Consider the following 22505-nt stretch of genomic DNA (forward strand, 5'->3'; position numbering starts at 1 on the left):
ACACGCATGTCCCGATGGAATCCCGCCACCGCCGCACTGGACGGCGGCGGCCCCAGCGCATAGATCGCGCTGGTCATGCGGATCGCTTTCACCAAGATGCACGGGCTGGGCAACGATTTCGTCGTGCTGGACGGGCGCACGCAAGCGCTGCCGCCGATGACGGCGCCGCTCGCCGCCGCCTTGGCCGACCGGCAGACCGGCATCGGCTGTGACCAGCTTATCCTCATCGAACCGTCCGACAGCGCCGATTTCCGTATGCGCATCTTCAATGCCGATGGCGGCGAGGTGGAAGCCTGCGGCAATGCGACTCGCGCCATCGGCGTGCTGCACGGTGTGCCCGCGCGGATCGAAACGCTGGGCGGGCTGCTTTCCGCCACGCCGATCGCTGGCGGCGCCTCGGTGGAGATGGGCAAGCCGCGTTTCGAATGGGACCGGATTCCGCTGGCCTATGCGATGGACACGCTGACCATGCCGGTGGGCTGGGAAGACCTGGACGCGCCCGCCGCGGTCAATGTCGGCAATCCGCATGTGATCTTCTTCGTGCCCGATTGCCATGCGGTCGATCTGGCGCGGCTCGGCCCGCTGATCGAGTACGATCCGCTGTTTCCCGATCGGGTGAACGTCAATGTCGCCACGATCCGCGCGCGCGATGCGATCGACTTGCGCGTCTGGGAACGCGGCGTGGGCGAGACGCGTGCTTGCGGCACGGGCGCCTGCGCCACCGCGATCGGCGCGATGCGGCGCGGGCTGGTCGATCGGCGCGTCACCGTGACGCTGGCCGGCGGATCGCTGGCGATCGCCTGGCGCGAGGATGACAAGATCGTGATGACGGGGCCCGCGACGGAAAGCTTTCGCGGCACGTTCGATCCGGCCGATTTCGGTGTGCCTGCGTGAGCGTGACGGTGCATTCGCTGGGTTGCCGGCTGAACTTGTCCGAAAGCGAGCAACTGCGCGGCGTGCTGGCCGGCACGGGCAATCTGGTCGTGATCAATTCCTGCGCGGTGACGCGCGAGGCCGTGCGCCAGACCCGGCAGGCGATCCGCCGCGCGCGCCGCGCCCATCCCGATGCGCGGCTGCTCGTCACCGGCTGCGCCGCCGAAGTGGAGCGCGAGATGCTGGCCGCCATGCCGGAAGTCGATGGCCTGGTGGCCAATACGGCAAAGCTCGATCCGCGCGCCTGGAACGTGCCCGCCGCCACGCCCCGCCCGGTCGAACGCAAGCGCTATACCCGTGCTTTCGTGCAAGTGCAGAACGGCTGCGACCATGCCTGCACCTTCTGCGTCATCCCGCAAGGGCGCGGGCCCAGCCGTTCGCGCCCGCCGGCCGACGTGCTGCGCGAAGTGGCCGCGCATCGCGACGCCGGCGTCAACGAAGTGGTGCTGACGGGCGTGGACCTCACCTCGTGGGGCGCGGACTTGCCCGGCGCGCCGCGCCTGGGCCAGTTGGCCGGTGCGATCCTGGCCACCTTCCCCGATCTGCCGCGCCTGCGCCTCTCCTCGATCGACGGTGCCGAAGTCGATGACGAGCTGTTCGACCTGCTTGCCGGCGAAGCGCGGATGATGCCGCATGTCCATCTCTCGCTGCAATCGGGCGACGATCTGATCCTCAAGCGCATGAAACGCCGGCATTCGCGCGGCGACGCGATCCGGCTGGTCGAGCGGTTGCGCGCGCGCCGGGCGGACCTGGCGATCGGTGCCGACCTGATCGCCGGCTTTCCCACCGAGGATGAGGCGATGCATCGCAACACGCTCGCGATCGTGGCCGAACTGGGCGTGGTGCATGGCCACGTCTTCCCCTATTCGCCGCGCCCGGGCACGCCCGCGGCGCGGATGCCACAAGTCGATCCGGCGCGGATCAGGGCGCGGGCGAACGCATTGCGCGCCGCCGTCGCGACCGAGCGGGCGCGCTGGCTGGGCACGCTGGTGGGCACGCCGCTTTGCGTGCTTGCCGAGAACGACGGGACCGGCCATGCCGCCAACTTCGCGCCGGTCAGGCTGCCGCCCGGCACTGGCGCGGGCACGCTGCTGCGCATCACGCCGCGCGCCATCGTCGAAGGAATGCTGCAATGAATACCGATGGCCCCGGCGATGCCTGGGCACAGCGCATCTTCGGGGGTTTCCGCAAGACCTCCGAGCGCCTGGCCGAGAACCTTTCGGGCATCGTCGCGAAGACACGCCTGGATGAAAGCCAGCTCGACGATATCGAGGACGCGCTCATCATGTCGGACCTCGGTCCGCGTGCCGCCGCGCGCATCCGCGACCGGCTGGCCGAAGAGCGGTTCGAGCGCGATGCCGATGAGCGCGCGATCATGGAAGTGGTCGCCCGCGAGATCGCCGAGATCCTGCGGCCCGTGGCCAAGCCGCTGGAGATCGTCGCGTTCCCGCGCCCGCAAGTGATCCTGGTGATCGGCGTCAACGGATCGGGCAAGACCACGACGATCGCCAAGCTGGCGCACTTGTTCCAGGAACAGGACTATTCGGTCATGCTCGCCGCGGGCGACACCTTTCGCGCCGCCGCGATCGGCCAGCTCGCCGTCTGGGCAGACCGGCTGGGGGTGGAAATCGTCAAGGGCCCCGAAGGCGGCGATCCGGCCAGCGTGGTGTTCGACGCGGTCAAGGCCGCGACCGGGAAAGGCATCGACGCGCTGATCGTCGATACCGCCGGGCGCCTTCAGAACAAGCGCGAGCTGATGGACGAGCTGGCCAAGATCCGCCGCGTGCTGGGCCGGCTCAATCCCGAGGCGCCGCACGACGTGGTCCTGGTGCTCGATGCGACCAATGGCCAGAACGCCTTGTCGCAGATCGAGATCTTCAAGGAAGTGGCGGGCGTATCGGGCCTGATCATGACCAAGCTTGACGGTACCGCGCGCGGCGGCGTGCTGGTCGCCGCGGCCGAGCAGTACGGGCTGCCGATCCACGCGATCGGCGTCGGCGAGAAGATCGACGACTTGCGCCCCTTCAACCCCGACCTCCTGGCCCGCGTGATCGCGGGAGTGGCATGATGGCACAGACACAAGCAACCGACGAAAAGCCCAAGGCATCCTGGATCAACCTGGTGGTCGATTTCGGCCCCCTGCTGGTCTTCTTCCTGGCTTACCGGCACTTCGCGCCAGCCGACAGCGACAATGGCATCGGCGTGGTCCTGGCCGTCACCAAGGGCACGGTGGCATTCATGGTGGCGACGCTGGCGGCGCTGATCGTCTCGAAATGGCGGCTTGGCCACGTTTCGCCGATGGTCTGGCTGTCGAGCGCGCTGATCCTGGGCTTCGGCGGGCTGACCGTGGTGCTGAACGATCCGGTCTATATCCAGATCAAGCCGACGGCGGTCTACCTGCTGTTCGCGGGCGTGCTGTTCTGGGGCCTGTGGCGCGGCAAGGCCATGCTGCGCTATCTGCTGCAATCGGCCTTCGAGGGGCTGAGCGACGAAGGCTGGCTCAAGCTGTCGCGCAACTGGGCCTTCTTCTTCCTGTTCCTGGCCGCGCTGAACGAGACGCTGCGGCAAGTGCTGACATTCGGCGGCTGGCTGCAAGCCAAGCTCTGGGGCTTCACCGCGCTATCGTTCCTGTTCACCTTCTCGCAATTGCCGATGGTGCTGCGCGAAGGACTGGCCGAAGAGGCCAAGGACGAAGTGCTGACCAATCCGCCGCCCGAATAAGCGCGGCGGGCCCGCCCGCTTCGGATTCGCTCAGATTTCGAGCTGGCTGCCCAGTTCGACCACGCGGTTGGTCGGCAGGCGGAAGAATTCCATCGCGCTGGCCGCGTTGCGCATCATCCAGGAGAACAGCTTCTCGCGCCAGATCGCCATGCCCGGCTTGGCCGAAGGCAGCAGTGTCTGGCGCGAAAGGAAGAAGCTGGTCTTCATCATCTCGAACGGGCCGCCGCACATCTCGGCGTGCTTGAGCGCGGCCGGAACGTCGGTCTCCTCCATGAAGCCATAGCGCATGGTCATGCGGAAGAAGCCCTCGCCCAGATCCTGCACCTCGATCCGCTCGGCATCCTCGACATAGGGCACGTCCTGCACTTCGATCGTCAGCACCACGACGCGCTCGTGCAGCACCTTGTTGTGCTTGATGTTGTGCAGCAGCGCCGAAGGCACGCCGATATTGCTTGATGCCATGAAGATCGCGGTGCCCGGCACGCGCGCGGCGCTGCCATGCGCGCTCTTGGCGAAGACGTTGAGCGGCAGCGCCGCCTCGGTCATGCGCTCGCGCATCAGGCGGCGGCCCTTGTTCCAGGTGGTGAGCAAGGTGAAGGCAATGCCGCCGATCAGCAGCGGGAACCAGCCGCCATCGCCCACCTTGGCGAAGTTGGCCGCGAAATAGGCGCCGTCCACCATGAAGAACACCACGATCACCGGCACCGCCAGCCACCACTTCCAGCGCCACATCACCAGCAGCAGCACCGCCATCAGGCAAGTGTCGATCAGCATCGCCCCGGTCACGGCAATGCCATAGGCCGAAGCCAGGTTCGACGAGTTCTGGAAGAACAGCACCAGCACGATCACGCCGGTCATCAGCGCATAGTTGACCGAGGGGATATAGATCTGGCCGACCTCGTGCTCGCTGGTGTGGCGCGTGGACAGACGCGGGATGAAGCCGAGCTGCATCGCCTGGTGCGTGATCGAGAACGCGCCCGAGATCACCGCCTGGCTGGCGATGAAGGTGGCGCATGTCGCCAGGATGACCAGCGGCAGGCGCAGCGCCTCGGGCGCGAGGACGAAGAACGGGTTCTCCATCGCTTCCGCGGCGGCGACATCGTCGAGCCCGATGATCATCGCGCCTTGCCCGAAATAATTGAGCAGCAGGCACGGCATGACGAAGCCGAACCACGAGATCCGCATCGGCCCACGCCCGAAATGGCCCATGTCCGAATAGAGCGCTTCCGACCCTGTCACCGCCAGCACGACCGAGCCGAGCGCGAGGAAGCCCAGCATCTTGTCGGTCAGGAAGAACTGCATCGCGTACCAGGGGTTCAGCGCCAGCAGGATATGCGGCGTCTGCACCAGATGGACGATGCCCAGGATGGCCAGCACGGCGAAATAGATCACCATGACCGGCGCGAACAGCGCGCCGACCTTGGCCGTGCCGCTCTTCTGGATGACGAACAGGCCGATCAGCAGGATCAGCGCGATCGGGATGACCAGCGGTTGCAGGCGCGATTCGACCACGGTCAGCCCCTCGACCGCCGAAAGCACCGAGACCGCCGGGGTGATCATGCTGTCGCCATAGAACAGCGCGGTGGCGAAGACGCCCAGCAGCACCGCGATGCCGCCATAGCGCGATTTGCTGATCTTGCCCGAAATCAGCGCGACCAGGGCCAGGCTGCCGCCCTGCCCCTTGTTGTCCGCGCGCATCAGGATGCCGACGTACTGGATCGAGACCACCAGTGTCATCGACCAGAAGATCAGGCTGACCACGCCCAGAATGTGCAGATCGTCGATCGCCAGCGGATGCGGGCCGACGAAAGTTTCGCGAAAGGCGTAAAGCGGGCTGGTGCCGATATCGCCGAAGACGACGCCAATCGCGCCGAACGCCAGCTTGGTGATATTGCCGGTGCCGGGCGTGTGCGGCGCGCGATGCACCGACTCAGCCGTGGCGGGATCGATCATCGCGGGGCTCACTCCGGCCGAATCCGACGTCGCATCAGTCATTTACCCGCCCCGTCATGGATTCGAGCACCCAGCCTTCGCAACCGCGACAAGCGCGAGCCGTTAGCAGCAAGGCTGGTACCTAGCAACGGCGATCAAGGGACTGTCCCGGACTGCTGCTGCATCGCGATGAACTGATCGAGCCGGACCAGTTTTTCCTCCAGATCGGCGCGCCAGGGCGCATCGGCCGGCGCGCGCGCGAGCAGATCGCCCCACAGCGCCTTGGCTTCGGCGAAGCGGCCCGATTGCGCCATGGCGAGGCCAAGGAACAGCGGCGGGCCGGGGCTTTCCGGCTCGGCCAGCGCCGCGCGGCGATAGGCATAGAGCGAGGCCGGGGTCAGCAGGCCATCGGCATGGGCGACCAGCGCATTGCCCATGGCGAGCCAGGCATCGCCGTTCTTCGGGTTTTCCTCCACCGATCCGCGCAGCAGCTCGGCCGCGTCGGCGAAGTGGCCGTTGCGCGCCAGGCCATCGGCGATCACCACCAGCCGGTCGGTCGGACCGATGCCGCTGTCGTCCACCTTGCGGCGCGCCTCGACCAGCGCGGCGGCATCGCCGGCATAGGTCTCCTGCGCGGCCTTGGGCGCGCCTTCCAGGCCGGGGCTGCCTTGCAGGCCATAACCGGCGATGCCGAACAGCAGCGCTGCACCGATCGCTTCCCAGCCCGATCGCGGCGCCTTGAGCACCCAGGCGATCACCACGAAAGCGGCCAGAGCCAGCAGGAAGGCCAGAACCCAGCTCATGCGCCGTCCCTTCGCGTGAAACGCCGCCGCAGCAGCAGCGCGGCCAGCGCGATCAGCACCAGTGGCAGCGCGAACAGCGGCCAGGTGAGCGACGTGACGCGCGGCGCATAGCTGACGTAATCGCCATAGCGTTCGATCAGCCAGGCGCGAATCGCCTCGGGCTGTTCGCCGGCGGCGATGCGTTCGCGCACCAGCGAGCGCATCGAACCGGCGATCGGCGCGTCCGAATCGGCAATCGACTGGCCCTGGCATTGCAGGCAGCGCAGCGATTCCATCAGTGCCTGCGCGGCGTCTTCCTGCCTGGGATCGTCAAGCTGGCGATAGGCGTAAGGCGCGGTCGATTGCTCTTCCTGCGCGGCGAGCGGCACCGCCAGCAGTGCAAACAGCAGCAAGGCCAGCAGCCGCCTCATCGCCCGGCTTCTTTCAGCTTTTCCAGGATCAGCGGCAAGTGCTCGGGCCGGATCTCGCCGATATGCTGATAGCGGATCGTGCCCTTGCCATCGATCACGTAAGTCTCGGGCACGCCCGACGAGCCGAGCGCGAGCTGCACCTTGCCATCGTCATCGGCGCCGATGCTCTGGAAGGGATCGCCGTTCTGCGCCAGGAAGCCGCGCAAGTCCTCGGGCCGGTCACGCACCGAAATGGCATCGATCGGCACGCCCATGCGTTTCAGCCGGTCAAGCTGCGGCGCCTCGACGCGGCAGGGAATGCACCAGCTGGCGAAGATGTTCAGCAGGCGCGGCTGGCCCTTGCCGAAGGCGGTGCTGGCAAGGCCGGGGCGTTCGGGCAGCGCGGGCGGCAAGTCGAAAGCGGGCAGCGGCTTGCCGATCAGCGTGCTGGCAACGTCCCGGCCGGCCGGCCGGAACAGGCCGATCAGGACCAGCACGACGAAAGCCGCGAACAGCGCGAGCGGCAGCCAGATCGTCCAGCGGCTGGTCTTGCGGGTTTGCTCGGTCATCGGCCCTGCCTCGTGCGGCGATAGGCGATCTTGTCGCGCGCGACCAGCCGGCGGATATCGCTGGCGGTCCGCCCGGCCAGCGCCAGCACGCCGCCCAGCGCGATCAGCAGGCCGCCCAGCCAGATCATCGGCACGAACGGCTTCCACCAGAGGCGCAGCTGCCAGCGCCCGTCGGTCGCCTCGCCGCCCAGCACCGCATAGAGCTGGCCGTTCCAGCGCGTGAGCAGCGCGGATTCGCTGGTCTGCTGCGGCGGCGTCCAGAAGCTGCGCGATTGCGGGCGAAGCTCGGTGCCGCGGCCATCCTGGTAGCGCGCCAGCATCTGCGCTTCGAGCGCGGTCCAGTTCGGGCCGGCCACGGGCTCGACCGCCATCAGCCGGATCGCCCAGGGCCCCACCCGCGTGGTCTCGCCCGTACGCACCGCGACCAGTTTCTCGACCGAAAAGGCGCTTTCGCTCGCCATGCCGAACAGCGCGACGGCAATGCCGAAATGCGCCAGCACCATGCCCCACACGGGCAGCGGCGTGCGGCGCAAGTTGCGGTCGCGCAAGGGCAGCACGCTGGCAACGGCAAGCCCGGCAGCCAGCACCAGCCCAAGGAACGGCAGCACGGCAACGTCGCCGATCGCCAGCACGATCGCGATCCCCGCCAGCACCGCGAGCAGGGGCAGCGCCAGCCGCTTGCGCACCCGCGCGAACGTGTCGCGCCGCCAGCGCAGCAGCGGGCCGACGGCCAGCACCACCAGCATCGGCACGAAGAAGATCGCGCTCATCGGGTTGAAATAGGGCGGGCCGACCGAGACTTTCGCCCCCATCGCCTCGGCCAGCAGCGGATAGAGCGTGCCGAACAGGACAATGCCCAGGATCGCCGAGAGCATCACGTTGTTGAGCACCAGCGCGCCTTCGCGGCTGACCGGGCGAAAGCGCTCCCCCTCGGTCACGGTCGCGGCGCGCAGGCCGAACAGGGTGAGCGCGCCGCCGATGTTGATCGCCAGCAGCGCGAGGATGAAGCTGCCCCGCTCGGGATCGACGGCGAAGGCATGGACGCTGGTGAGAATGCCCGAGCGGACCAGGAAAGTGCCAATCATCGACATCGAGAACGCGACCACGCCCAGCATCACCGTCCAGGCGCGCAGCGCATTGCGCGCCGCCAGCACGCCGCACGAATGGAGCAGCGCGGTCGCGGCGAGCCAGGGCATCAGCGAGGCATTCTCGACCGGGTCCCAGAACCACCAGCCGCCCCAGCCCAGCTCGTAATAGGCCCAATAGGAACCGGCGGTGATGCCCACGGTCAGGAAGATCCACGCGGCCAGCACCCAGGGCCGCATCGCCCGCGCGAAAGCCGGGCCGACCTGGCGCGTCACCAGCGCGCCGATAGCGAAGCTGAAGGCGACCGAGAGCCCGACATAGCCGAGGTAAAGCGTCGGCGGGTGGAACGCGAGGCCCAGGTCCTGCAGCAGCGGATTGAGCCCGTTGCCCTCGGGCGGCGCGGGCGAAAGCCGCTCGAACGGGTTGGAGGCGATCAGCAGGAAGGCATAGAACCCCAGGCTGACGAAAGCCTGCCCGGCCAGCGTCGCCAGCATGGTCGGCTCGGGCAAGCGCTTCTCGACCAGCGCGACGAAGCCGCCGGCCATGCCCATCACCGTGACCCACAGCAGCATCGAGCCTTCGTGATTGCCCCAGGCCCCGGCGATCTTGAAGATCAGCGGCTTCATCGAGTGCGAGTTCATCGCCACCAGCTTCACCGACAGGTCGGTTTCGGCGAAGACGAGGATCAGCGCGCCGAACGCGGCCAGCGCCAGCAGGCCCTGCACCACCGCCACCGGCCGGACCACGCCCGCCAGCGCCGCGCCGCGCGGGGTCAGCGCGAGCGCGCCGGCGATAAGCTGCAACGCCGCGAGCGCGGCCGCGAGCCAGAGCGCGGCAAGGCCGAATTCGGCGATCATCGGGTCTGCGCCACGACCTGCCTGGCCTGCTCGTCCGTCATGTTCTGCATTTCGCGCGGGACGTATTTCTCATCATGCTTGGCCAGCAGGTTGTCGGCCAAGAAGGTGCCGTCGGCGCCCAGCTTGCCTTCGGCGACGACGCCCGAGCCTTCGACGAACAGCGACGGCACGATGCCGGAAAACCGCACCGGGACGCGCGCCTTGCCATCGCCCACGACGAAAGCGATCGTCACGCCGTCAGCCTCGGTCCTGAGCGAGCCCTTCTCGACCATGCCGCCCAGCCGCACCGCACGGTCAGGCGCGGGCCGTTCGGCGACGATCTCGCTGGGCACGTAGAAATAGCTCGCCTGGTTGCGCAGCGCCCAGATCGCCAGCAGCGCCGCGCCGATCAGCACGACCAGCGCGATGGCCAGCAGCACCAGCCGCTGGTGCTTGGGCTTGAGGCCCATGGTGCCCGAACCGGCCATCAACGCTCCCTCACCGTGCCGCGGGCCTTGTCGCGGCGGCGCTCGGCCCGGCGCATCGACAGCCAGCTCCACGCGATCATCGCGGCGGTGCCGGCAATCCCGATCGCATAGCCGGCCCAGACGAAGGCCCACTGATCCAACGCCTCGCGCATCAGGCCCCGGCCTCCGCCATCGCCTTGCGCCGCAGCCGCGCCTCGGCCTGGATATCGGCCAGGATCGCGCGCATCCGCGCCAGCACCACGCCCGCGAAGATCAGGCTGAAGCCGATCGTCGCGAACAGCAGCGGCCAAAGATAGGCCGGGTCGATCGCCGATTTGCCCATGGTGATGCTGGGCGGCTGGTGCAGCGAATTCCACCACACCACCGAACGGTTGATGATCGGCACGTTGACCGCGCCGACGATGCCGAAGATCGCCGCGACGCGCCCGTTGCCGCCGCCATCGCGCTGCGCCGCGTCAGCCAGCGCGATATAGCCGAAATAGAGGAACAGCAGCACCAGCATCGAGGTGAGCCGGCCGTCCCACACCCACCAGGTGCCCCATGTCGGCCGCCCCCAGATCGATCCGGTGACAAGGCAGATCGCGGTGAACACCGCGCCCGGAATGGCGGCGGCGCGCGCGGCGATTCCCGCCAGCGGATGGCGCCAGACCAGTTCGGCCACGCTTGCCCCGGCGATCGTCATCCAGCCGGCCATGCCAAGCCAGGCGGCCGGCACGTGGAGGAACAGGATTCGCACGGTATCGCCCATCAGGCGGTCGGGCGGCACCTGGAACACGCCCCAGGCCAGCGCGGCGCCGGCGACCACGCAGCCGAGAATCAGGCACGCCGGGGTCAGCCACCGGGCAATGCGCAGGAAACGCGCGGGGTTGGCGAAGCCATGCATGACAGCGCCGCTTCTAGTGTCCGCCGCGCTGCGGGCAAGGGCTTGTTCGCGACTTGCGAACCGGATTCTATCGCCCGATCAGCCGCTGGGCCATCGCATCGGCCACCTGATCGGGGGAACGGCCCGTGGCGTCGGCCTCTTGCCAGATCGCCTTGAGCCGCAGCGGCACTTCGGCGACCTTGGCGTGGACTTCGGCGATATCGCAGTGATGCCCGTCGCGCCGCGCGAAATATTCGAGCGCGACGGCAATGATCCCGCCGCCGTTGATGACATAGTCGGGCGCATAGAGAATGCCGCGCTCGGCCAGCCGGGGCCCATGCTCGGGCCGGGCGAGCTGGTTGTTGGCGCCGCCCGCGACGATCGGCGCGCGCAGCCGGGAAATGCCGGCATCGTCGATGACCGCGCCCAGCGCGTTCGGGCTGAACACATCGCACACCACGTCCATGACGACATCGGCCGCCACGGTATCGGCGCCCAGCTCGCCGGCCAGCGCCGCCGCCCTGCCCGCGTCGACATCGGCCAGCGTCAGCCGCGCGCCCTCGGCCGCGAGCAACCGCGCGGCGCCGCCGCCGACGCTGCCCGTGCCTTGCACCGCCACATGCACGCCCGCCATGCTGTCGGTGCCGAGCTTGTGCGCCACCGCCGCCTTGATCCCCAGGAACACGCCCTTGGCGGTGAACGGCCCCGGATTGCCGCCCGCCGCCGCGCTGTCGGTGGAAGGCAGGCCCGAGACATAAGGCGTGCGGCGCGCCACCGCGGCCATGTCCATCTCGTTGATGCCCACGTCCTCGGCGGTGATATAGCGGCCGCCCAGCCGCTCGACCGCATCGGCGAACGCGGCCAGCATCTCGGGCGTCTTGGCCTTGTCGGGCCCGGCCAGGATCACCGCCTTGCCCCCGCCCATCGGCAGGCCGGCCATCGCGTTCTTGTAACTCATCCCGCGCGAAAGGCGCAGCGCGTCGCGCATCGCGCCGGCCGGATCGGCATAGTGCCAGAATCGCGTGCCGCCCGCGCCGGGGCCCAGGTGCGTGGAATGGAGCGCGATAATCGCGGTCAGGCCGCTGGCCCGGTCATGGACGAGCTCGACAAGCTCGTGATCGTCAAAGTCAGATTCCGTCCAGAAGGCCGCCACGCGCTCGCTCCATCGTTGTTCGCGGTGCGCTGGGGACAAAGATGATGGGGCGATCGATGGGGTTCGAACCCACGACCTCCGGTACCACAAACCGGCGCTCTAACCAACTGAGCTACGATCGCCACACACCTGCGCGCACGCTGGAGGCGCGCTGTTAGGGAACGCCACAAAACGCTGCAAGCAGCGATTGGCGCAGGCGCGCGCTCTCGCACAGGAGCACCTTTTTGCAAAGCGAAAAAGTTGTCGCGGCTTGACCTGACGCAATTTTCTTTCTTTGCGCGCGCGGCTATGTCCAAGGGCGTGAAAGCACCTCGCGAATCAACCCGGTCCCTTCTGGCCTTTCCGGGCTCGCTCCAGCCGGGGAACGGCGCGGCGCGGGTCGTGCGGTCCGCGGCCTCGCCCCCGCGACGAGCGGCGGCTGTGGCCGATCGGGTCGATCTGGGCCCCGGCTCGACGACGGCGGACTTCCTGATCCAGCACTCGGGAATGCAGCGCGTTCCCACCCCGCGCGCGGAGATGTGCACCAAGCGCGATTTCCTCGATGCCGAGGAATGCGCCGCGCTGATCGCGCTGATCGAGACGGACCGCCGCCCCTCGACGATCGCCAATTCCTATGGCGAGCAGAATTTCCGCACGAGCGAGACTTGCGACTTGCGGCACGATCACCCCGCCGTCGCCGCGCTCGATGCCAAGCTGGCGGCGATATCGGGAATCGATCCTCGCTATGGCGAACGGCTGCAAGGCCAGCGCTATGAAGTCGGGCAAGAATTCAAGGCGCATACCGACTATTTCGAACCCGATCACGCGGACTATGACGTCTATTGCAAGGTGTCCGGGCAGCGCACCTGGACCTTCATGATCTACCTCAACGATGTCGATGCCGGCGGCGCGACGCGGTTTCGCGTGATCGACAAGATCTTCCAGCCCGAACGCGGCCGGCTGCTCGCCTGGAACAACCGGCGCCCCGACGGCAGCCTGAACGCGGCCACGATGCATCACGCGATGAAAGTGCGCCAAGGCGTCAAATACGTCATCACGCGCTGGTATCGCGAACGGCCCTGGCGCTAGGAAGCCGGTTGCGCTTCCGGCCTTTGATGGACGCGCGAGGTTGACCGGCCCGGACCTGTCGCTGGCGGACCGGCTGCTGCGCCAGCCCGGCCTGCAGCGCGTGCCCAGCGGCAAGCTGGAACTGTTCATCCTGCGCGATTTCCTGCCGCCCGACTTGTGCGAGGCCCTGATCGCGCTGGTCGAGGCCCGCCGCCGCCCTTCGGAACTGGCCAACCACGATGGCGACCCCAACTTTCGCACCAGCGAGACTTGCGACCTGGACGCGGCCGAACCGGCCGTTACCGCGCTGGAGGCAAAGCTGTTCGCGCTCAACGCCATAGACCCGGCGCTGGGCGAACCGGTGCAGGGCCAGCGCTATCTGGCGGGGCAGGAATTCAAGTCGCACGTCGACTGGTTCAGCCCCACGGGCCGCGACTGGGAACGCTATTGCGGAATCTCGGGCCAGCGGACCTGGACGTTCATGGTCTACCTCAACGATGTCGCGGCCGGCGGCGCCACGCGCTTCAACGCGATCGGCAAGATCATCCAGCCCGAACGCGGCAAGCTTGTCGCCTGGAACAACCGGACCGCCGATGGCGGGGGCAACAAGGCCACCTTCCACCAGGGCATGAAAGTCAGGGCCGGGGCGAAATACGTGATCACCAAGTGGTATCGCGAACGCCCCTGGGGCTGAGCGATGCCGGCCGACGCCATCAACGATATTGCTTCTTCCCCTGCTTTGCGACCACAACCGCGCGACCACGGCCGGGCAGGTCTGGCACAAGCTGGCAGAGATGAAGGGCAACGCATGACGACCACGGATGGATTTCAGGCCTATCGCTATCACATGCGGCAGCCCGCGCTGCATGTGCGCGATGCGTTCGAACTCACCGGAAGCCCCGAACTGGCCCATATCGACCTTTGGCTGAGCGACTATTTCCGCATCACCGGGCTGAATCTGCCCTCCGCGGGCAGCGGCGAGGACGCTGCCAGAGCGAATGCCATCGCGATCACCGCACGGGCGCTGACGCTGTACGGCGAACTCGCGCGGGCCAGCGGCCTGCCCAGCTTCGATCCCGGCCGCGTGCTGCGCGTCGCCATCGGCGATGCGGGACGCGTGGACATCACCGTGGCGCTGCCGATCGTCGAGAACCTGCACGATGCGATCTTCGCCCGCCTGTTCCACGATGCGCTCCAACTCGTGCTCGGGCCGCTCTCGCTCGCGCCCTCACCCGAAACCGCGAGCACGCTGCTGCTCAGGATCGAGAACGAACTGGCCAGCAAGCTGCGCGAGACGACCGATCTCACCAGCACGACCGTGACGCTCAGCGATTTCGCCTATCGTTCTGGCGTTCCCTTCCGGCATCTGGGCGGCGGCACGATGCTGTATGGCTGGGGCGCGCGCGCGCAGATCATGCACAGCTCGACAGGGCTGGCTGATTCGGTCGTCGGCAACCGGATCAGCGGCAACAAGTTCGAGGCGGCGCGGTTCATGCGCGCGGCCGGCCTCCCCGTGCCCGAACACATGCTGGTCCAGACGCGCGAACAGGCATTGCGCGCGGCCGAGACGATCGGCTGGCCCGTCGTCGTCAAGCCGATCGACCGCGAACGTTCCGAAGGCGTCACGGCCTTCATCGACAACGAGGCGGATTTTCTCGCCGCGTTCGATTACGCGCGCGAATGGGGCGAGGCCGCGCTGGTGGAAAAGCACATCCACGGCGCAAGCTATCGCATCCTGGTGGCCAACGGCCAGGTGAACTACGTCGTGGAGCGCATTCCCAAATGCGTGATCGGCAATGGCCAGGATACCGTCGCCCAGCTTGCCGCGCGCGGCGATGCGGCGCGCGAGAAATTGCCGCCGTGGAAGCGCCTGATGCCCTTCCCGATCGACGATCTGGCGCGGCAATGCCTGGCGCGGGACGGGCTCACGCCCGATTCGGTTCCGGCCGAAGGGCAGCGTGCCTGGCTGCGCCCCATCTTCAGCAATGCCTGGGGCGGCGATGTGGCGGAAGTGACCGACCAGCTTCACCCCGAGAACGTGCAACTGGCTTGCGAGGTCACGCGCCTGTTCGGGCTGAGCATCGCCGGGGTCGACATGATCACCCCCGATCTGACGCGTCCCTGGTACGAGAACGGCGCCGTGATCAACGAGATCAACACGCGCCCGCAAATCAATTCATCGCTCCGCGAGCATCGCCTGATGCAGTTCTGGCCGCTGATGCTGGGCGGCGATGGCCGCATCCCGGTCCATCTCATCGTCGGCACGGGCGATCTGGTGGGCGCAGCGCGCGACCGGCGCAACGACCTTGGCGCCTCGCGCCACTACCTGACCACGGCGGACCGGACCGAACGGCCCGATGGCCTGCCGCTGGTCCTGGGCGCCGATACCCTGTTCGACCGGGCGATCGCGCTGATCCTGCGGCGCGATGTGCGGGCGCTGGTCCTGGCCGGCAGCCTCGATGAGATCGTGCGCCGTGGCTTGCCGGTGGACGGCATCGATTCGCTGCGCACGGTTGGGCTGGACGGAGCGGAGGCCGACGACGCCCAACGGCGCATCCGCGCGCTGATCCCCGTGGTCGAACGCGAACCCGCCGAGGCATGACGCAAAGGCCGCGCCTGCCTGCCGGGCGCGGCCTTTCGCGCGAGGGGGTTACTTCGGCGCGCTGATCACCGCGCAGGCGATGCGGCCGCCGGCATTGCCCGCGGGCTGGCTCGTGTAATCGTCCGGGTCGGCATGGATCACCAGCGCGGTCCCGTCCGCATCGGCGATCGAGCCGGGGCCCTCGCCCAGCCGGACATGCGGATTGATCACTTCGGCCTTGAGCACGCCATCGGCGCCGACATACTGGTTGGGCATGTCGCCTTCGTGCGGCCCGCCAGCCACTTTCAGCCCGTGCTGATGCCCGCCGGGCGCGAAGTGGCCGCCAGCGCTGGCAAACTTGGCGGCCGGATCGCACAGGCCCTTTTCGTGGAAGTGGAAGCCATGTTCGCCTTGCGGCAGGCCCTTGATATCGGCGGTGACGAGCACGCCGCTCGGCGTCTGTTCCAGCATGACCATGCCGATCCGCTTGCCCGTGGCATCGATCACCGCCGCGTGGGCCATGCCGGGCATCGCCGCGCCGGTGGCGGCGGCCTCGTGATCTCCGGCGCCATGCGCGGCATCGCCCTGCGCGAGAACCGGCTGCGCGCCAAGCGCGGCGGCGGCGCAAAACGTAAGGAATCGGGCGTAACGGTGCATCGTCGGTCTCCAGGTTGGGGGGAAGGCTTCCATAGCGCAATGACGGCGCGGGTGGGAAAGTTCCTCAGCACCGCGGATAATTCGCCGCGTGCCGGCCAGCCCATGGTTAACCGGCAGGCAAGCCCGTCGCGAGGCAAAGCGTTAACCAATGGCGTGAATGGTGAAAGCCGGTGGAGGCATCGACGCAAAGGCAGGAAACGAAACGATGGACGCACCGCTTGAACGGCTCTCTGGCGCGAATTCCGTGAACCGGCGCAATCGCCGGCGCGAGCCGCGCAAGGCGGCGCGGTTCGAGGCCACGCTGGAATCCTCGGGCGGATCGCGCACGAAAGTGGTGCTGGCCGATGTCTCGCGGCACGGGTGCAGCATCCGCTCGCAATCGCCCTGGCTGCACCAGGGCGCCTTCGTCTCGATCTGGCTGCGCGACGCGCCCAGGCTTAGCGCGATCGTGCGCTGGGTGCGCGACGGGACGGCGGGCATGGAATTCCTGCGGCCGATCCCCTCCGAACGTACCGAATGGATCGCCCTGATAGACGCCGATTTCTGAATGGTCGGGGCAAGGCTGAGACAGCGAAAACCGATCCCATCGGCGGCTTGCCACCGATGCGGCCCGCCAACGAAAAAGGGCGGCCCTATCGGACCGCCCCTTGCGATTGCCTTGAAGCCGGCGATCAGCCCTTCTTGAGCGTGAGGCCGCCGAAACGCTTGTTGAACTGCGCGACACGGCCGCCCTCGTTGACCAGGCGCTGGTTGCCGCCGGTCCACGCCGGGTGCGACGTCGGGTCGATGTCGAGCACCAGCGTATCGCCTTCGCTGCCCCAGGTGGAACGCGTCTGGAAGGTGGTGCCGTCGGTCATCTGAACCGTGATCATGTGGTAGTCGGGGTGCGTATCGGGCTTCATGTCGAATTCTCTTTCGCTTGGCCGGTACCGACCGGCCTGGAATTGGAAGCGGCGCGCATAGCGTCGGTCAGGGCAAAATGCAAGGTCTCGAAAGACGCTCCGCTCAGCTATCCGCGATCATCGCGGTGAAGTTGACATCGCATGTCACCTTGTCGCCGATCGAGGCCTTGCCCCAGAACTTGCACACCCGAGCCCGCTTCTGGACGAAGCCGACGCGCAGATCGAGCAGCACGCCCGGTTCGACCGGATTGCGGAACTTGGCTTCCTCGATCGCCATGAAGTAGACCAGCTTGCCGGTTCCGGCGAGGCCGAGCGTCTCGATGGCAAGAATGCCAGCGGCTTGCGCCAGCGCCTCGATCTGCAGCACGCCGGGCATGATCGGGCGGCCGGGGAAGTGACCCTGGAAGAAGCCTTCGTTGAAGCTCACCGCCTTGACCGCGTGGATCTCCTCGGCCGAAACCGAAACCACGCGATCGACCAGCAGCATCGGGTAGCGATGCGGCAGTGCTTCCAGGATCTTCGGGAAATCGTAAGCCGGGGCGGCGCTGGCCGCCCCGGTGGTATCCGTCCCGCTCATCAGCGGCCCTGCGCCGGTGCCTTCGCGGCGGGCTGGGCGGCGGCCTGCTGCTGCGCGCGCGCCTCACGAAGCTGGCGCGGCTCCCAGCCGGCCGGCGGGACGAGCTGGGCCGAGGGGATCAGCGTGTTCAGCTCGGTGAGGATATCCTGGTTGAGGTTATAGGCATTCGCGTTCACCGCGAGCACGGCCTGCGGGCTGAGCAGCAGCGAGATCTTCTTTTTGGCCATCGCGCTCTTCACCGCGGCGTCGATCTTGTCCTCGACCTGCTCGGAGACATAGGCGCGCGACATCGCCACGGGCTCAAGAATGCGCTGCAGCTCGTTCTGGCCGCTTTCCTGGATCTGCTGGATCGCATTGGCCTGCTGTTCGAGCGCGGCCTGCGTGACCTTGCCGCCCTGGCGATCGACGTTGAACTTGTCGACCAGCGGCTTGATCTGCGCGTTGAGCGCGTTGCGGCGCGCTTCGGCCTGATCGAGCTGCGCCTTGTAGGTCGTCGTGCGCTGCTGCTCGGCCGTGGTGAACGCGGTCGAATTGGCCACCACCGCTTCAAGATTGGCGATCGCGATGCCTTGCACGATCGTGCCGGCATCCTGCGCGAGCGCCGGCTGCGCGGCGACGGTGCCGGCCATCAGGCTGGCGGCTAGGGCGGACTTGAGGATGATGTTCATCAGAATTGGGTTCCCACGTTGAATGTGAAGGCCTTGGTATCGTCCCCATCCTGCTTGAGGAGGACTTTGGAGAAATCGATGCGGAAGGGGCCGAAAGGCGAATTCCAGTTGACGCCGATGCCCACCGCAACGCGCGGCTTCCAGGTATTGCCCACGAAGAATTCCTGGAACGGCGCGATGGTCGAACCGCGCGCGACGTTGGCGTTGGAGGTAAGGCAGGCCGGCGGGTTGGGGTTGGTCTGGTTCGTCACGATCGATACCGAGGTGGCGGTACAATTGCTGTCGACCGCGTCGATCTGGTTGTAAAGCGCCGCGCCGTTCGCATCGCGTTCGGGGATCAGCGTGCTGCTCAGGACCGTGTCGAGGCGGGGCTTGGTGATGCCCCAGACCGCGCCGGCATCGACGAAGATCGACGGTCGCAGCCCCAGTTCGCGCGCGCCCGAGCCCAGCGGGATCTCCAGCTCGGCCCGGCCGAGGTAGTAGTACTTGCCGCCCAGCGAATCGTCGGCCCAGTCGCTGCGCTTCTCGGAGAAGCCGTCCTCGCCCGCATCGACCACACCGTTGCCGTTGGCATCGCCGCTGATGACGCCGTCGCCGTTGGTATCCATATACGGCTTGCGCAGCACGCGCGGGCCGACGCCGCGAATGTCGAAACCGCGGATCTGCGGTTCGCCCAGATAGAAGCGGTCGGTCAGGCGGACATCGTCGACACCGGGATTGTTGCGATTCTCGAACGACTTGATCGCGCCGCCTTCGGCCGAAAGCGAGAAGATGAAACCGCCGCCCACCGGCCAGTAGCGCGATGCCTTGGCGGTCACGCGGCCATACTTGACCGAACCGGCAAGGCCGGCGAAATCACCGCTGATCGAGGCCGACATGCCGCGCGTCGGGCGCACCCGGTTGTCCAGCGTATCGTAGATCAGCGACAGGCCGATGATCGAACTGGTGCGCTTGCCGATCGCCTCGCACAGATAGCGGCCGGCAAGCAGCGGGTCGCACTGGTAGCCGCCGCCCTGACGGTCGCTGAAGAACAGCCCCTTGTCGAGCGAGATGTCATCGTAATTGAGCGTGTAGCGCGCGATGCCGGTGAGGAATTCGGTGAGCGGCAGGCCGGCGCGGATCTGGAAGCCGGTGGTCGCCTGCTGATAGGTGGTATCGCGGTCCGAGGTGTAGAAACGGAAGCTGTTGTAGTCACGCCGGTAGATGTCGACGCCCAGCGAGACGTTCTTGTCGAACACGTAAGGCTCGGTAAAGCTGGCCTCGACGCTTTTCGAATAGCGCGAATAGCTGCCCGAGATGCCGACCGTCTGGCCGCGCCCGCGGAAATTGCGCTGCTGCACCGATGCCTGGAAGATGAAGCTTTCGAGGCTGGAGAAGCCGGCCGAGAGCTGGAGCTGGCCGGTCGGCTTTTCCTCCACGTTGGCTTCCAGGATAATCCGGTCGGCCGCCGCGCCCGGCTTCTGCTCGACCTCGAACTTCTCCTGGAAGTAGCCGAGCGACTTGATGCGGTTCGACGAACGCTTGACCTGCAGCGAGTTGAACGCGTCGCCTTCGGCCAGGCGGAACTCGCGGCGCACCACCTTGTCCTGGGTCAGCGTGTTGCCGTTGACGTCGATCCGCTCGACATAGACGCGCGGCGCCTCGGCGATCACGAACTTCAGACCCATGGTGAGGTCTTCCTTGCTGCGATCGTACTGCGGGCGCACATCGGCGAAGGCATAGCCGAACGCGCCGGCGGTATCGCCAAGCTTCTCGATCGTGTCCTCGACCAGTTTGGCATTGTACCAGTCGCCGGTCTTCATCGGCAATTGCCGGGTCAGCGCGTCGCTGTCGAAATCGCGCAGCTGGCTGTCGACCTTGATGTCGCCGAACTTGTAGCGGTCGCCTTCCTCGACGACGTAAGTGATGATGAAGTCCTTCTTGTCCGGCGTCAGCTCGGCCACGGCGGACACGACGCGGAAATCCGCATAGCCTTCGGTCAGGTAGAACTGGCGCAGCTTCTGCTGATCGAACGCGAGCCGGTCGGGATCGTAGCTGGTGCTGGAACTGAACAGCTTGGTGATGCGGGCCTGCTTGGTCACCATCTGGCCGCGCAGCTCGCCGTCGGAGAACTTCTCGTTGCCGATGATGTTGATCTGCCGGACCTTCGACTTGTCACCCTCGGTGATCTCGAAGACGATATCGACGCGGTTCTGCTCGAGCATGACCATCTTCGGCTCGACGGTCGCGGCGTAGCGGCCCTGCCGCTTGTACAGCTCGATGATGCGCGCCACGTCGGCGCGAACCTTGGAGCGGGTGAAGATCTGGCGCGGCGCGACCTTGATCTCGGGCAGGATCTTGTCGCTCTTGATGCGCTTGTTGCCTTCGAGGAGGATCCGGTTGACCACCGGGTTTTCCTTCACCTCGATCGTAACGAAGCCGTTCTCGTTGGTGATCTTGACATCGGAAAGCAGCTCGGTCTCGTAGAGGTCCTTCAGCGCCTCGTCGGCCGCGGCCGACGTATAGGGCTGGCCGATGCGCAGCTTGACGTAGGACAGGATCGTCTGGGCCTCCAGGCGCTCGGCCCCGACCACCTGGATCGACCTGATCGTTTCGCCCACCACCGGCGCGCTCGCCGCAGGCGCGGCCGGTGCCGCGGCGGCCTGGGCCATGGCCGAAACGGGAAGGCCCGCCAGGATCGTGGTGCCCAGCAGAACGGCGGCTAGTCCAGACGCACGCCCGGCATCAACGCAGCGAGCCATTTCCAATCCCATCATTCCACGCCAAATCCCGTAAGCGCCTAGCGGAACACCAATCCATCCCTGCCGGGCCGTCATGCCTTGCCGCAGACAATCGCCGCCCTCTGCCCGATGGACGTCAGCCAATCAAGCAGTCAATCCCGGCGACAATGTGATCGAAAGCGAATTCCTCCCGGCTATCCCCCGAAAAACGGGAGGGCCGCCAGATCGTTGATGGTGACGAACAGCATCAGTGCCAGCACGAGTGCAAGCCCGGTACGGAACGCCCATTCCTGACTGCGCAGGCCCAACGGCTTCCGCCGCACCGCCTCGGCCGCGTAGAAAGCCAGGTGCCCGCCGTCGAGCGCAGGAATTGGCAGGAGGTTGATGAATGCCAAGTTAATCGAGATCAGCGCGACGAAGCTGACGAACTGCGGCCAGCCGAGCGTGAACTGCTCGCCCGAATACTTGGCGATCTTGATCGGCCCGCCCAGTTCCTTGACCGAGCGTTCGCCGGTGAAGATCTGGCCGACGCCGGTGGCCATCATCTTCATCGTGCCCAGGCTCTGCTCGAAGCCTAGCGCCACCGCCTCGACCGGGCCGACAGGCACGATGTCCCCGCCCCTCAGCGCGATGCCCAGCCGCCCGACGCGCACCTCCTTGCCGTCGCTGCCGCGCACGATGTCCGACTGCAGCCGCACCGGGATGGTCAGGCGCTGCCCGTCGCGCCGCACCTCGATCGGCACGACCTGCCCGGGACGCGGGGTCACCGCGGCGAGGATATCGGGATGGCCGATGACAGGCCGCCCATCGACCGCCAGCACCCGGTCGCCCACGCGGATGCCGGCCGCCCTGGCGGGCGATCCGGCCGGAAAATCATCGACGATCGGGACGATGAAGCTGATCCCCAGATCGGCCAGCCTTGCCTTGTTGCCGAATTCGTCGCTTTCCACCCGGGGCGAAAGCTTGACCGGGACGATCAGCGTGCGCCGTTCGCGCTTGACCGCCAGCGACACCGTACGGCCCGGATAAGGCACGATATATTGCGGAATATCGGTGGCGCTGTCGATCCGGTTGCCGTCCACCGCGACGATGCGGTCGCCCACCTTCAGGCCGGCGGCCTGCGCATCGGACCGGGGCATGAACGCGCCGACTTCGGGCGTCGCGACGACCTTGCCGTAAGCCAGGTTGAACGCGGCGAAGATCGCCACGGCAAACAGCAGGTTGGTCAGCGGCCCGGCCAGCACGATCAGGCTGCGCTGCCACAAGGGCTTGGCCTGGAACGTGCGCGCGCGCTCCTCGGGCGGCATCGTGTCCTGCGCGGGATCGGGCATACTGGCCGCGTTCATGTCGCCGGCGAACTGGACATAGCCGCCCAGCGGCAGCGCGGAAAGCTTCCAGCGGGTGCCGCGCCTGTCGGTAAAACCGGCGATCTCCTTGCCGAAACCGACCGAGAAGGCATCGGCCTTCACGCCGAACCACCGGCCAACCAGATAGTGCCCCAGTTCGTGAATGACGATGAGCGGCCCGAGCAGGAGGACGAAGGCGACGATCGTGGTCAGCAGCGATGGCGATGCGAGCAAC

The 22505-nt window shown here is 67.1% G+C and carries 23 protein-coding genes and 1 tRNA gene; 8 read left to right on the forward strand and 16 right to left on the reverse strand.

Features of this window, described 5'->3' with window-relative positions; genetic code table 11:
• Positions 1 to 75 precede the first annotated feature (75 nt).
• The 4 genes from dapF to PYV00_RS10025 are packed head-to-tail and all read left to right on the forward strand — an operon-like array spanning position 76 to position 3654.
• A complete protein-coding gene (gene dapF, locus PYV00_RS10010; RefSeq protein WP_275228124.1) occupies positions 76 to 894 on the forward strand; it encodes a diaminopimelate epimerase in 819 nt (272 codons plus the stop codon).
• Positions 891 to 2069: a MiaB/RimO family radical SAM methylthiotransferase gene (locus PYV00_RS10015; RefSeq protein ID WP_275228125.1), complete on the forward strand. Its 1179-nt coding sequence runs from the start codon at positions 891 to 893 to the stop codon at positions 2067 to 2069. Before dapF ends, PYV00_RS10015 begins: the two co-directional genes overlap by 4 nt.
• Positions 2066 to 3001 (forward strand): signal recognition particle-docking protein FtsY, encoded by a 936-nt coding sequence (ftsY, locus tag PYV00_RS10020; RefSeq protein WP_275228126.1) that lies wholly within the window; start codon positions 2066 to 2068, stop codon positions 2999 to 3001. Before PYV00_RS10015 ends, ftsY begins: the two co-directional genes overlap by 4 nt.
• Positions 3001 to 3654: an inner membrane-spanning protein YciB gene (locus PYV00_RS10025; RefSeq protein WP_275228127.1), complete on the forward strand. Its 654-nt coding sequence runs from the start codon at positions 3001 to 3003 to the stop codon at positions 3652 to 3654. Before ftsY ends, PYV00_RS10025 begins: the two co-directional genes overlap by 1 nt.
• A gap of 30 nt (positions 3655 to 3684) precedes the next feature.
• On the opposite strand, the gene PYV00_RS10030 is transcribed toward PYV00_RS10025, so the two are convergent.
• The 10 genes from PYV00_RS10030 to PYV00_RS10075 form a co-directional block, all read right to left on the reverse strand.
• A complete protein-coding gene (locus PYV00_RS10030) occupies positions 3685 to 5649 on the reverse strand; it encodes a potassium transporter Kup (RefSeq protein ID WP_275228128.1) in 1965 nt (654 codons plus the stop codon).
• A gap of 92 nt (positions 5650 to 5741) precedes the next feature.
• The gene (locus tag PYV00_RS10035) at positions 5742 to 6389 is read right to left on the reverse strand and encodes a tetratricopeptide repeat protein (protein WP_275228129.1); all 648 of its coding nucleotides are present in this window, start codon (positions 6387 to 6389) and stop codon (positions 5742 to 5744) included.
• On the reverse strand, positions 6386 to 6799 hold the full coding sequence (locus PYV00_RS10040) for a cytochrome c-type biogenesis protein (protein WP_275228130.1): 414 nt from the start codon (positions 6797 to 6799) through the stop codon (positions 6386 to 6388). Before PYV00_RS10040 ends, PYV00_RS10035 begins: the two co-directional genes overlap by 4 nt.
• The gene (locus PYV00_RS10045) at positions 6796 to 7347 is read right to left on the reverse strand and encodes a DsbE family thiol:disulfide interchange protein (RefSeq protein ID WP_275228131.1); all 552 of its coding nucleotides are present in this window, start codon (positions 7345 to 7347) and stop codon (positions 6796 to 6798) included. The genes PYV00_RS10040 and PYV00_RS10045 overlap by 4 nt, the downstream gene beginning before the upstream one ends.
• On the reverse strand, positions 7344 to 9290 hold the full coding sequence (locus tag PYV00_RS10050) for a heme lyase CcmF/NrfE family subunit (protein ID WP_275228132.1): 1947 nt from the start codon (positions 9288 to 9290) through the stop codon (positions 7344 to 7346). Before PYV00_RS10050 ends, PYV00_RS10045 begins: the two co-directional genes overlap by 4 nt.
• Entirely contained in the window at positions 9287 to 9739 is a 453-nt protein-coding gene (gene ccmE / locus PYV00_RS10055) for a cytochrome c maturation protein CcmE (RefSeq protein WP_275228246.1), read from the reverse strand. The genes PYV00_RS10050 and ccmE overlap by 4 nt, the downstream gene beginning before the upstream one ends.
• Positions 9740 to 9756: 17 nt before the next feature.
• Positions 9757 to 9909 (reverse strand): hypothetical protein, encoded by a 153-nt coding sequence (locus PYV00_RS10060; RefSeq protein ID WP_275228133.1) that lies wholly within the window; start codon positions 9907 to 9909, stop codon positions 9757 to 9759.
• Positions 9909 to 10640, reverse strand: coding sequence for a heme ABC transporter permease CcmC (ccmC, locus tag PYV00_RS10065; RefSeq protein ID WP_275228134.1), 732 nt, complete (start codon positions 10638 to 10640; stop codon positions 9909 to 9911). Before ccmC ends, PYV00_RS10060 begins: the two co-directional genes overlap by 1 nt.
• Before the next feature lie 67 nt (positions 10641 to 10707).
• The gene (locus PYV00_RS10070) at positions 10708 to 11772 is read right to left on the reverse strand and encodes a Glu/Leu/Phe/Val family dehydrogenase (RefSeq protein WP_275228135.1); all 1065 of its coding nucleotides are present in this window, start codon (positions 11770 to 11772) and stop codon (positions 10708 to 10710) included.
• A 45-nt stretch (positions 11773 to 11817) separates the two neighbouring features.
• Positions 11818 to 11894: transfer RNA gene (locus PYV00_RS10075), tRNA-His, on the reverse strand.
• A 364-nt stretch (positions 11895 to 12258) separates the two neighbouring features.
• On the opposite strand from PYV00_RS10075, the gene PYV00_RS10080 reads away from it, so the two are divergent.
• The 3 genes from PYV00_RS10080 (at position 12259) to PYV00_RS10090 (ending at position 15421) form a co-directional block, all read left to right on the forward strand.
• Positions 12259 to 12840 carry a prolyl hydroxylase family protein gene (locus tag PYV00_RS10080; RefSeq protein WP_275228247.1) on the forward strand — a complete coding sequence of 194 codons (582 nt, stop codon included), beginning with the start codon at positions 12259 to 12261 and terminating at the stop codon, positions 12838 to 12840.
• Positions 12841 to 12880: 40 nt separating this feature from the next.
• Entirely contained in the window at positions 12881 to 13513 is a 633-nt protein-coding gene (locus tag PYV00_RS10085; RefSeq protein ID WP_275228136.1) for a prolyl hydroxylase family protein, read from the forward strand.
• 114 nt (positions 13514 to 13627) lie between these two features.
• Complete coding sequence (locus PYV00_RS10090; protein ID WP_275228137.1) at positions 13628 to 15421, forward strand: ATP-grasp domain-containing protein; 1794 nt, start codon at positions 13628 to 13630, stop codon at positions 15419 to 15421.
• 48 nt (positions 15422 to 15469) lie between these two features.
• Here the strand turns inward: PYV00_RS10090 and PYV00_RS10095 are convergent, their stop codons facing one another.
• The gene (locus PYV00_RS10095) at positions 15470 to 16057 is read right to left on the reverse strand and encodes a superoxide dismutase family protein (RefSeq protein ID WP_275228138.1); all 588 of its coding nucleotides are present in this window, start codon (positions 16055 to 16057) and stop codon (positions 15470 to 15472) included.
• Between the two features lie 205 nt (positions 16058 to 16262).
• Here PYV00_RS10095 and PYV00_RS10100 point away from each other — a divergent pair, with 205 nt between their 5' ends.
• On the forward strand, positions 16263 to 16604 hold the full coding sequence (locus tag PYV00_RS10100) for a PilZ domain-containing protein (protein ID WP_275228139.1): 342 nt from the start codon (positions 16263 to 16265) through the stop codon (positions 16602 to 16604).
• Positions 16605 to 16728: 124 nt separating this feature from the next.
• On the opposite strand, the gene rpmE is transcribed toward PYV00_RS10100, so the two are convergent.
• The 5 genes from rpmE to rseP all read right to left on the reverse strand — a co-directional run bounded on the left by rpmE (position 16729) and on the right by rseP (position 22504).
• Entirely contained in the window at positions 16729 to 16959 is a 231-nt protein-coding gene (rpmE, locus tag PYV00_RS10105) for a 50S ribosomal protein L31 (protein WP_275228140.1), read from the reverse strand.
• Between the two features lie 103 nt (positions 16960 to 17062).
• Entirely contained in the window at positions 17063 to 17536 is a 474-nt protein-coding gene (fabZ, locus tag PYV00_RS10110; protein WP_275228141.1) for a 3-hydroxyacyl-ACP dehydratase FabZ, read from the reverse strand.
• Positions 17536 to 18204 carry an OmpH family outer membrane protein gene (locus tag PYV00_RS10115; protein WP_275228142.1) on the reverse strand — a complete coding sequence of 223 codons (669 nt, stop codon included), beginning with the start codon at positions 18202 to 18204 and terminating at the stop codon, positions 17536 to 17538. The genes fabZ and PYV00_RS10115 overlap by 1 nt, the downstream gene beginning before the upstream one ends.
• The gene (gene bamA, locus PYV00_RS10120) at positions 18204 to 20945 is read right to left on the reverse strand and encodes an outer membrane protein assembly factor BamA (protein WP_275228143.1); all 2742 of its coding nucleotides are present in this window, start codon (positions 20943 to 20945) and stop codon (positions 18204 to 18206) included. The genes PYV00_RS10115 and bamA overlap by 1 nt, the downstream gene beginning before the upstream one ends.
• A gap of 173 nt (positions 20946 to 21118) precedes the next feature.
• Positions 21119 to 22504: an RIP metalloprotease RseP gene (rseP, locus tag PYV00_RS10125; protein ID WP_275228144.1), complete on the reverse strand. Its 1386-nt coding sequence runs from the start codon at positions 22502 to 22504 to the stop codon at positions 21119 to 21121.
• Position 22505 lies beyond the last annotated feature (1 nt).

The organism is Novosphingobium album (ex Liu et al. 2023), from assembly GCF_029076845.1.
In the GTDB taxonomy this organism is placed as follows: Bacteria; Pseudomonadota; Alphaproteobacteria; order Sphingomonadales; family Sphingomonadaceae; genus Novosphingobium.

What these genes read in the sequence shown, in the direction of transcription:
- dapF (WP_275228124.1), top strand. Translation starts at nt 76, where the DNA reads ATGCGGATCGCTTTCACCAAGATGCACGGGCTGGGCAACGATTTCGTC.
- ftsY (WP_275228126.1), top strand. Translation starts at nt 2,066, where the DNA reads ATGAATACCGATGGCCCCGGCGATGCCTGGGCACAGCGCATCTTCGGG.
- PYV00_RS10025 (WP_275228127.1), top strand. Translation starts at nt 3,001, where the DNA reads ATGGCACAGACACAAGCAACCGACGAAAAGCCCAAGGCATCCTGGATC.
- PYV00_RS10030 (WP_275228128.1), bottom strand. Translation starts at nt 5,649, where the DNA reads ATGACTGATGCGACGTCGGATTCGGCCGGAGTGAGCCCCGCGATGATC.
- PYV00_RS10035 (WP_275228129.1), bottom strand. Translation starts at nt 6,389, where the DNA reads ATGAGCTGGGTTCTGGCCTTCCTGCTGGCTCTGGCCGCTTTCGTGGTG.
- PYV00_RS10040 (WP_275228130.1), bottom strand. Translation starts at nt 6,799, where the DNA reads ATGAGGCGGCTGCTGGCCTTGCTGCTGTTTGCACTGCTGGCGGTGCCG.
- PYV00_RS10045 (WP_275228131.1), bottom strand. Translation starts at nt 7,347, where the DNA reads ATGACCGAGCAAACCCGCAAGACCAGCCGCTGGACGATCTGGCTGCCG.
- PYV00_RS10050 (WP_275228132.1), bottom strand. Translation starts at nt 9,290, where the DNA reads ATGATCGCCGAATTCGGCCTTGCCGCGCTCTGGCTCGCGGCCGCGCTC.
- ccmE (WP_275228246.1), bottom strand. Translation starts at nt 9,739, where the DNA reads ATGGGCCTCAAGCCCAAGCACCAGCGGCTGGTGCTGCTGGCCATCGCG.
- PYV00_RS10060 (WP_275228133.1), bottom strand. Translation starts at nt 9,909, where the DNA reads ATGCGCGAGGCGTTGGATCAGTGGGCCTTCGTCTGGGCCGGCTATGCG.
- ccmC (WP_275228134.1), bottom strand. Translation starts at nt 10,640, where the DNA reads ATGCATGGCTTCGCCAACCCCGCGCGTTTCCTGCGCATTGCCCGGTGG.
- PYV00_RS10080 (WP_275228247.1), top strand. Translation starts at nt 12,259, where the DNA reads ATGCAGCGCGTTCCCACCCCGCGCGCGGAGATGTGCACCAAGCGCGAT.
- PYV00_RS10090 (WP_275228137.1), top strand. Translation starts at nt 13,628, where the DNA reads ATGACGACCACGGATGGATTTCAGGCCTATCGCTATCACATGCGGCAG.
- PYV00_RS10095 (WP_275228138.1), bottom strand. Translation starts at nt 16,057, where the DNA reads ATGCACCGTTACGCCCGATTCCTTACGTTTTGCGCCGCCGCCGCGCTT.
- PYV00_RS10100 (WP_275228139.1), top strand. Translation starts at nt 16,263, where the DNA reads ATGGACGCACCGCTTGAACGGCTCTCTGGCGCGAATTCCGTGAACCGG.
- rpmE (WP_275228140.1), bottom strand. Translation starts at nt 16,959, where the DNA reads ATGAAGCCCGATACGCACCCCGACTACCACATGATCACGGTTCAGATG.
- fabZ (WP_275228141.1), bottom strand. Translation starts at nt 17,536, where the DNA reads ATGAGCGGGACGGATACCACCGGGGCGGCCAGCGCCGCCCCGGCTTAC.
- PYV00_RS10115 (WP_275228142.1), bottom strand. Translation starts at nt 18,204, where the DNA reads ATGAACATCATCCTCAAGTCCGCCCTAGCCGCCAGCCTGATGGCCGGC.
- bamA (WP_275228143.1), bottom strand. Translation starts at nt 20,945, where the DNA reads ATGGCTCGCTGCGTTGATGCCGGGCGTGCGTCTGGACTAGCCGCCGTT.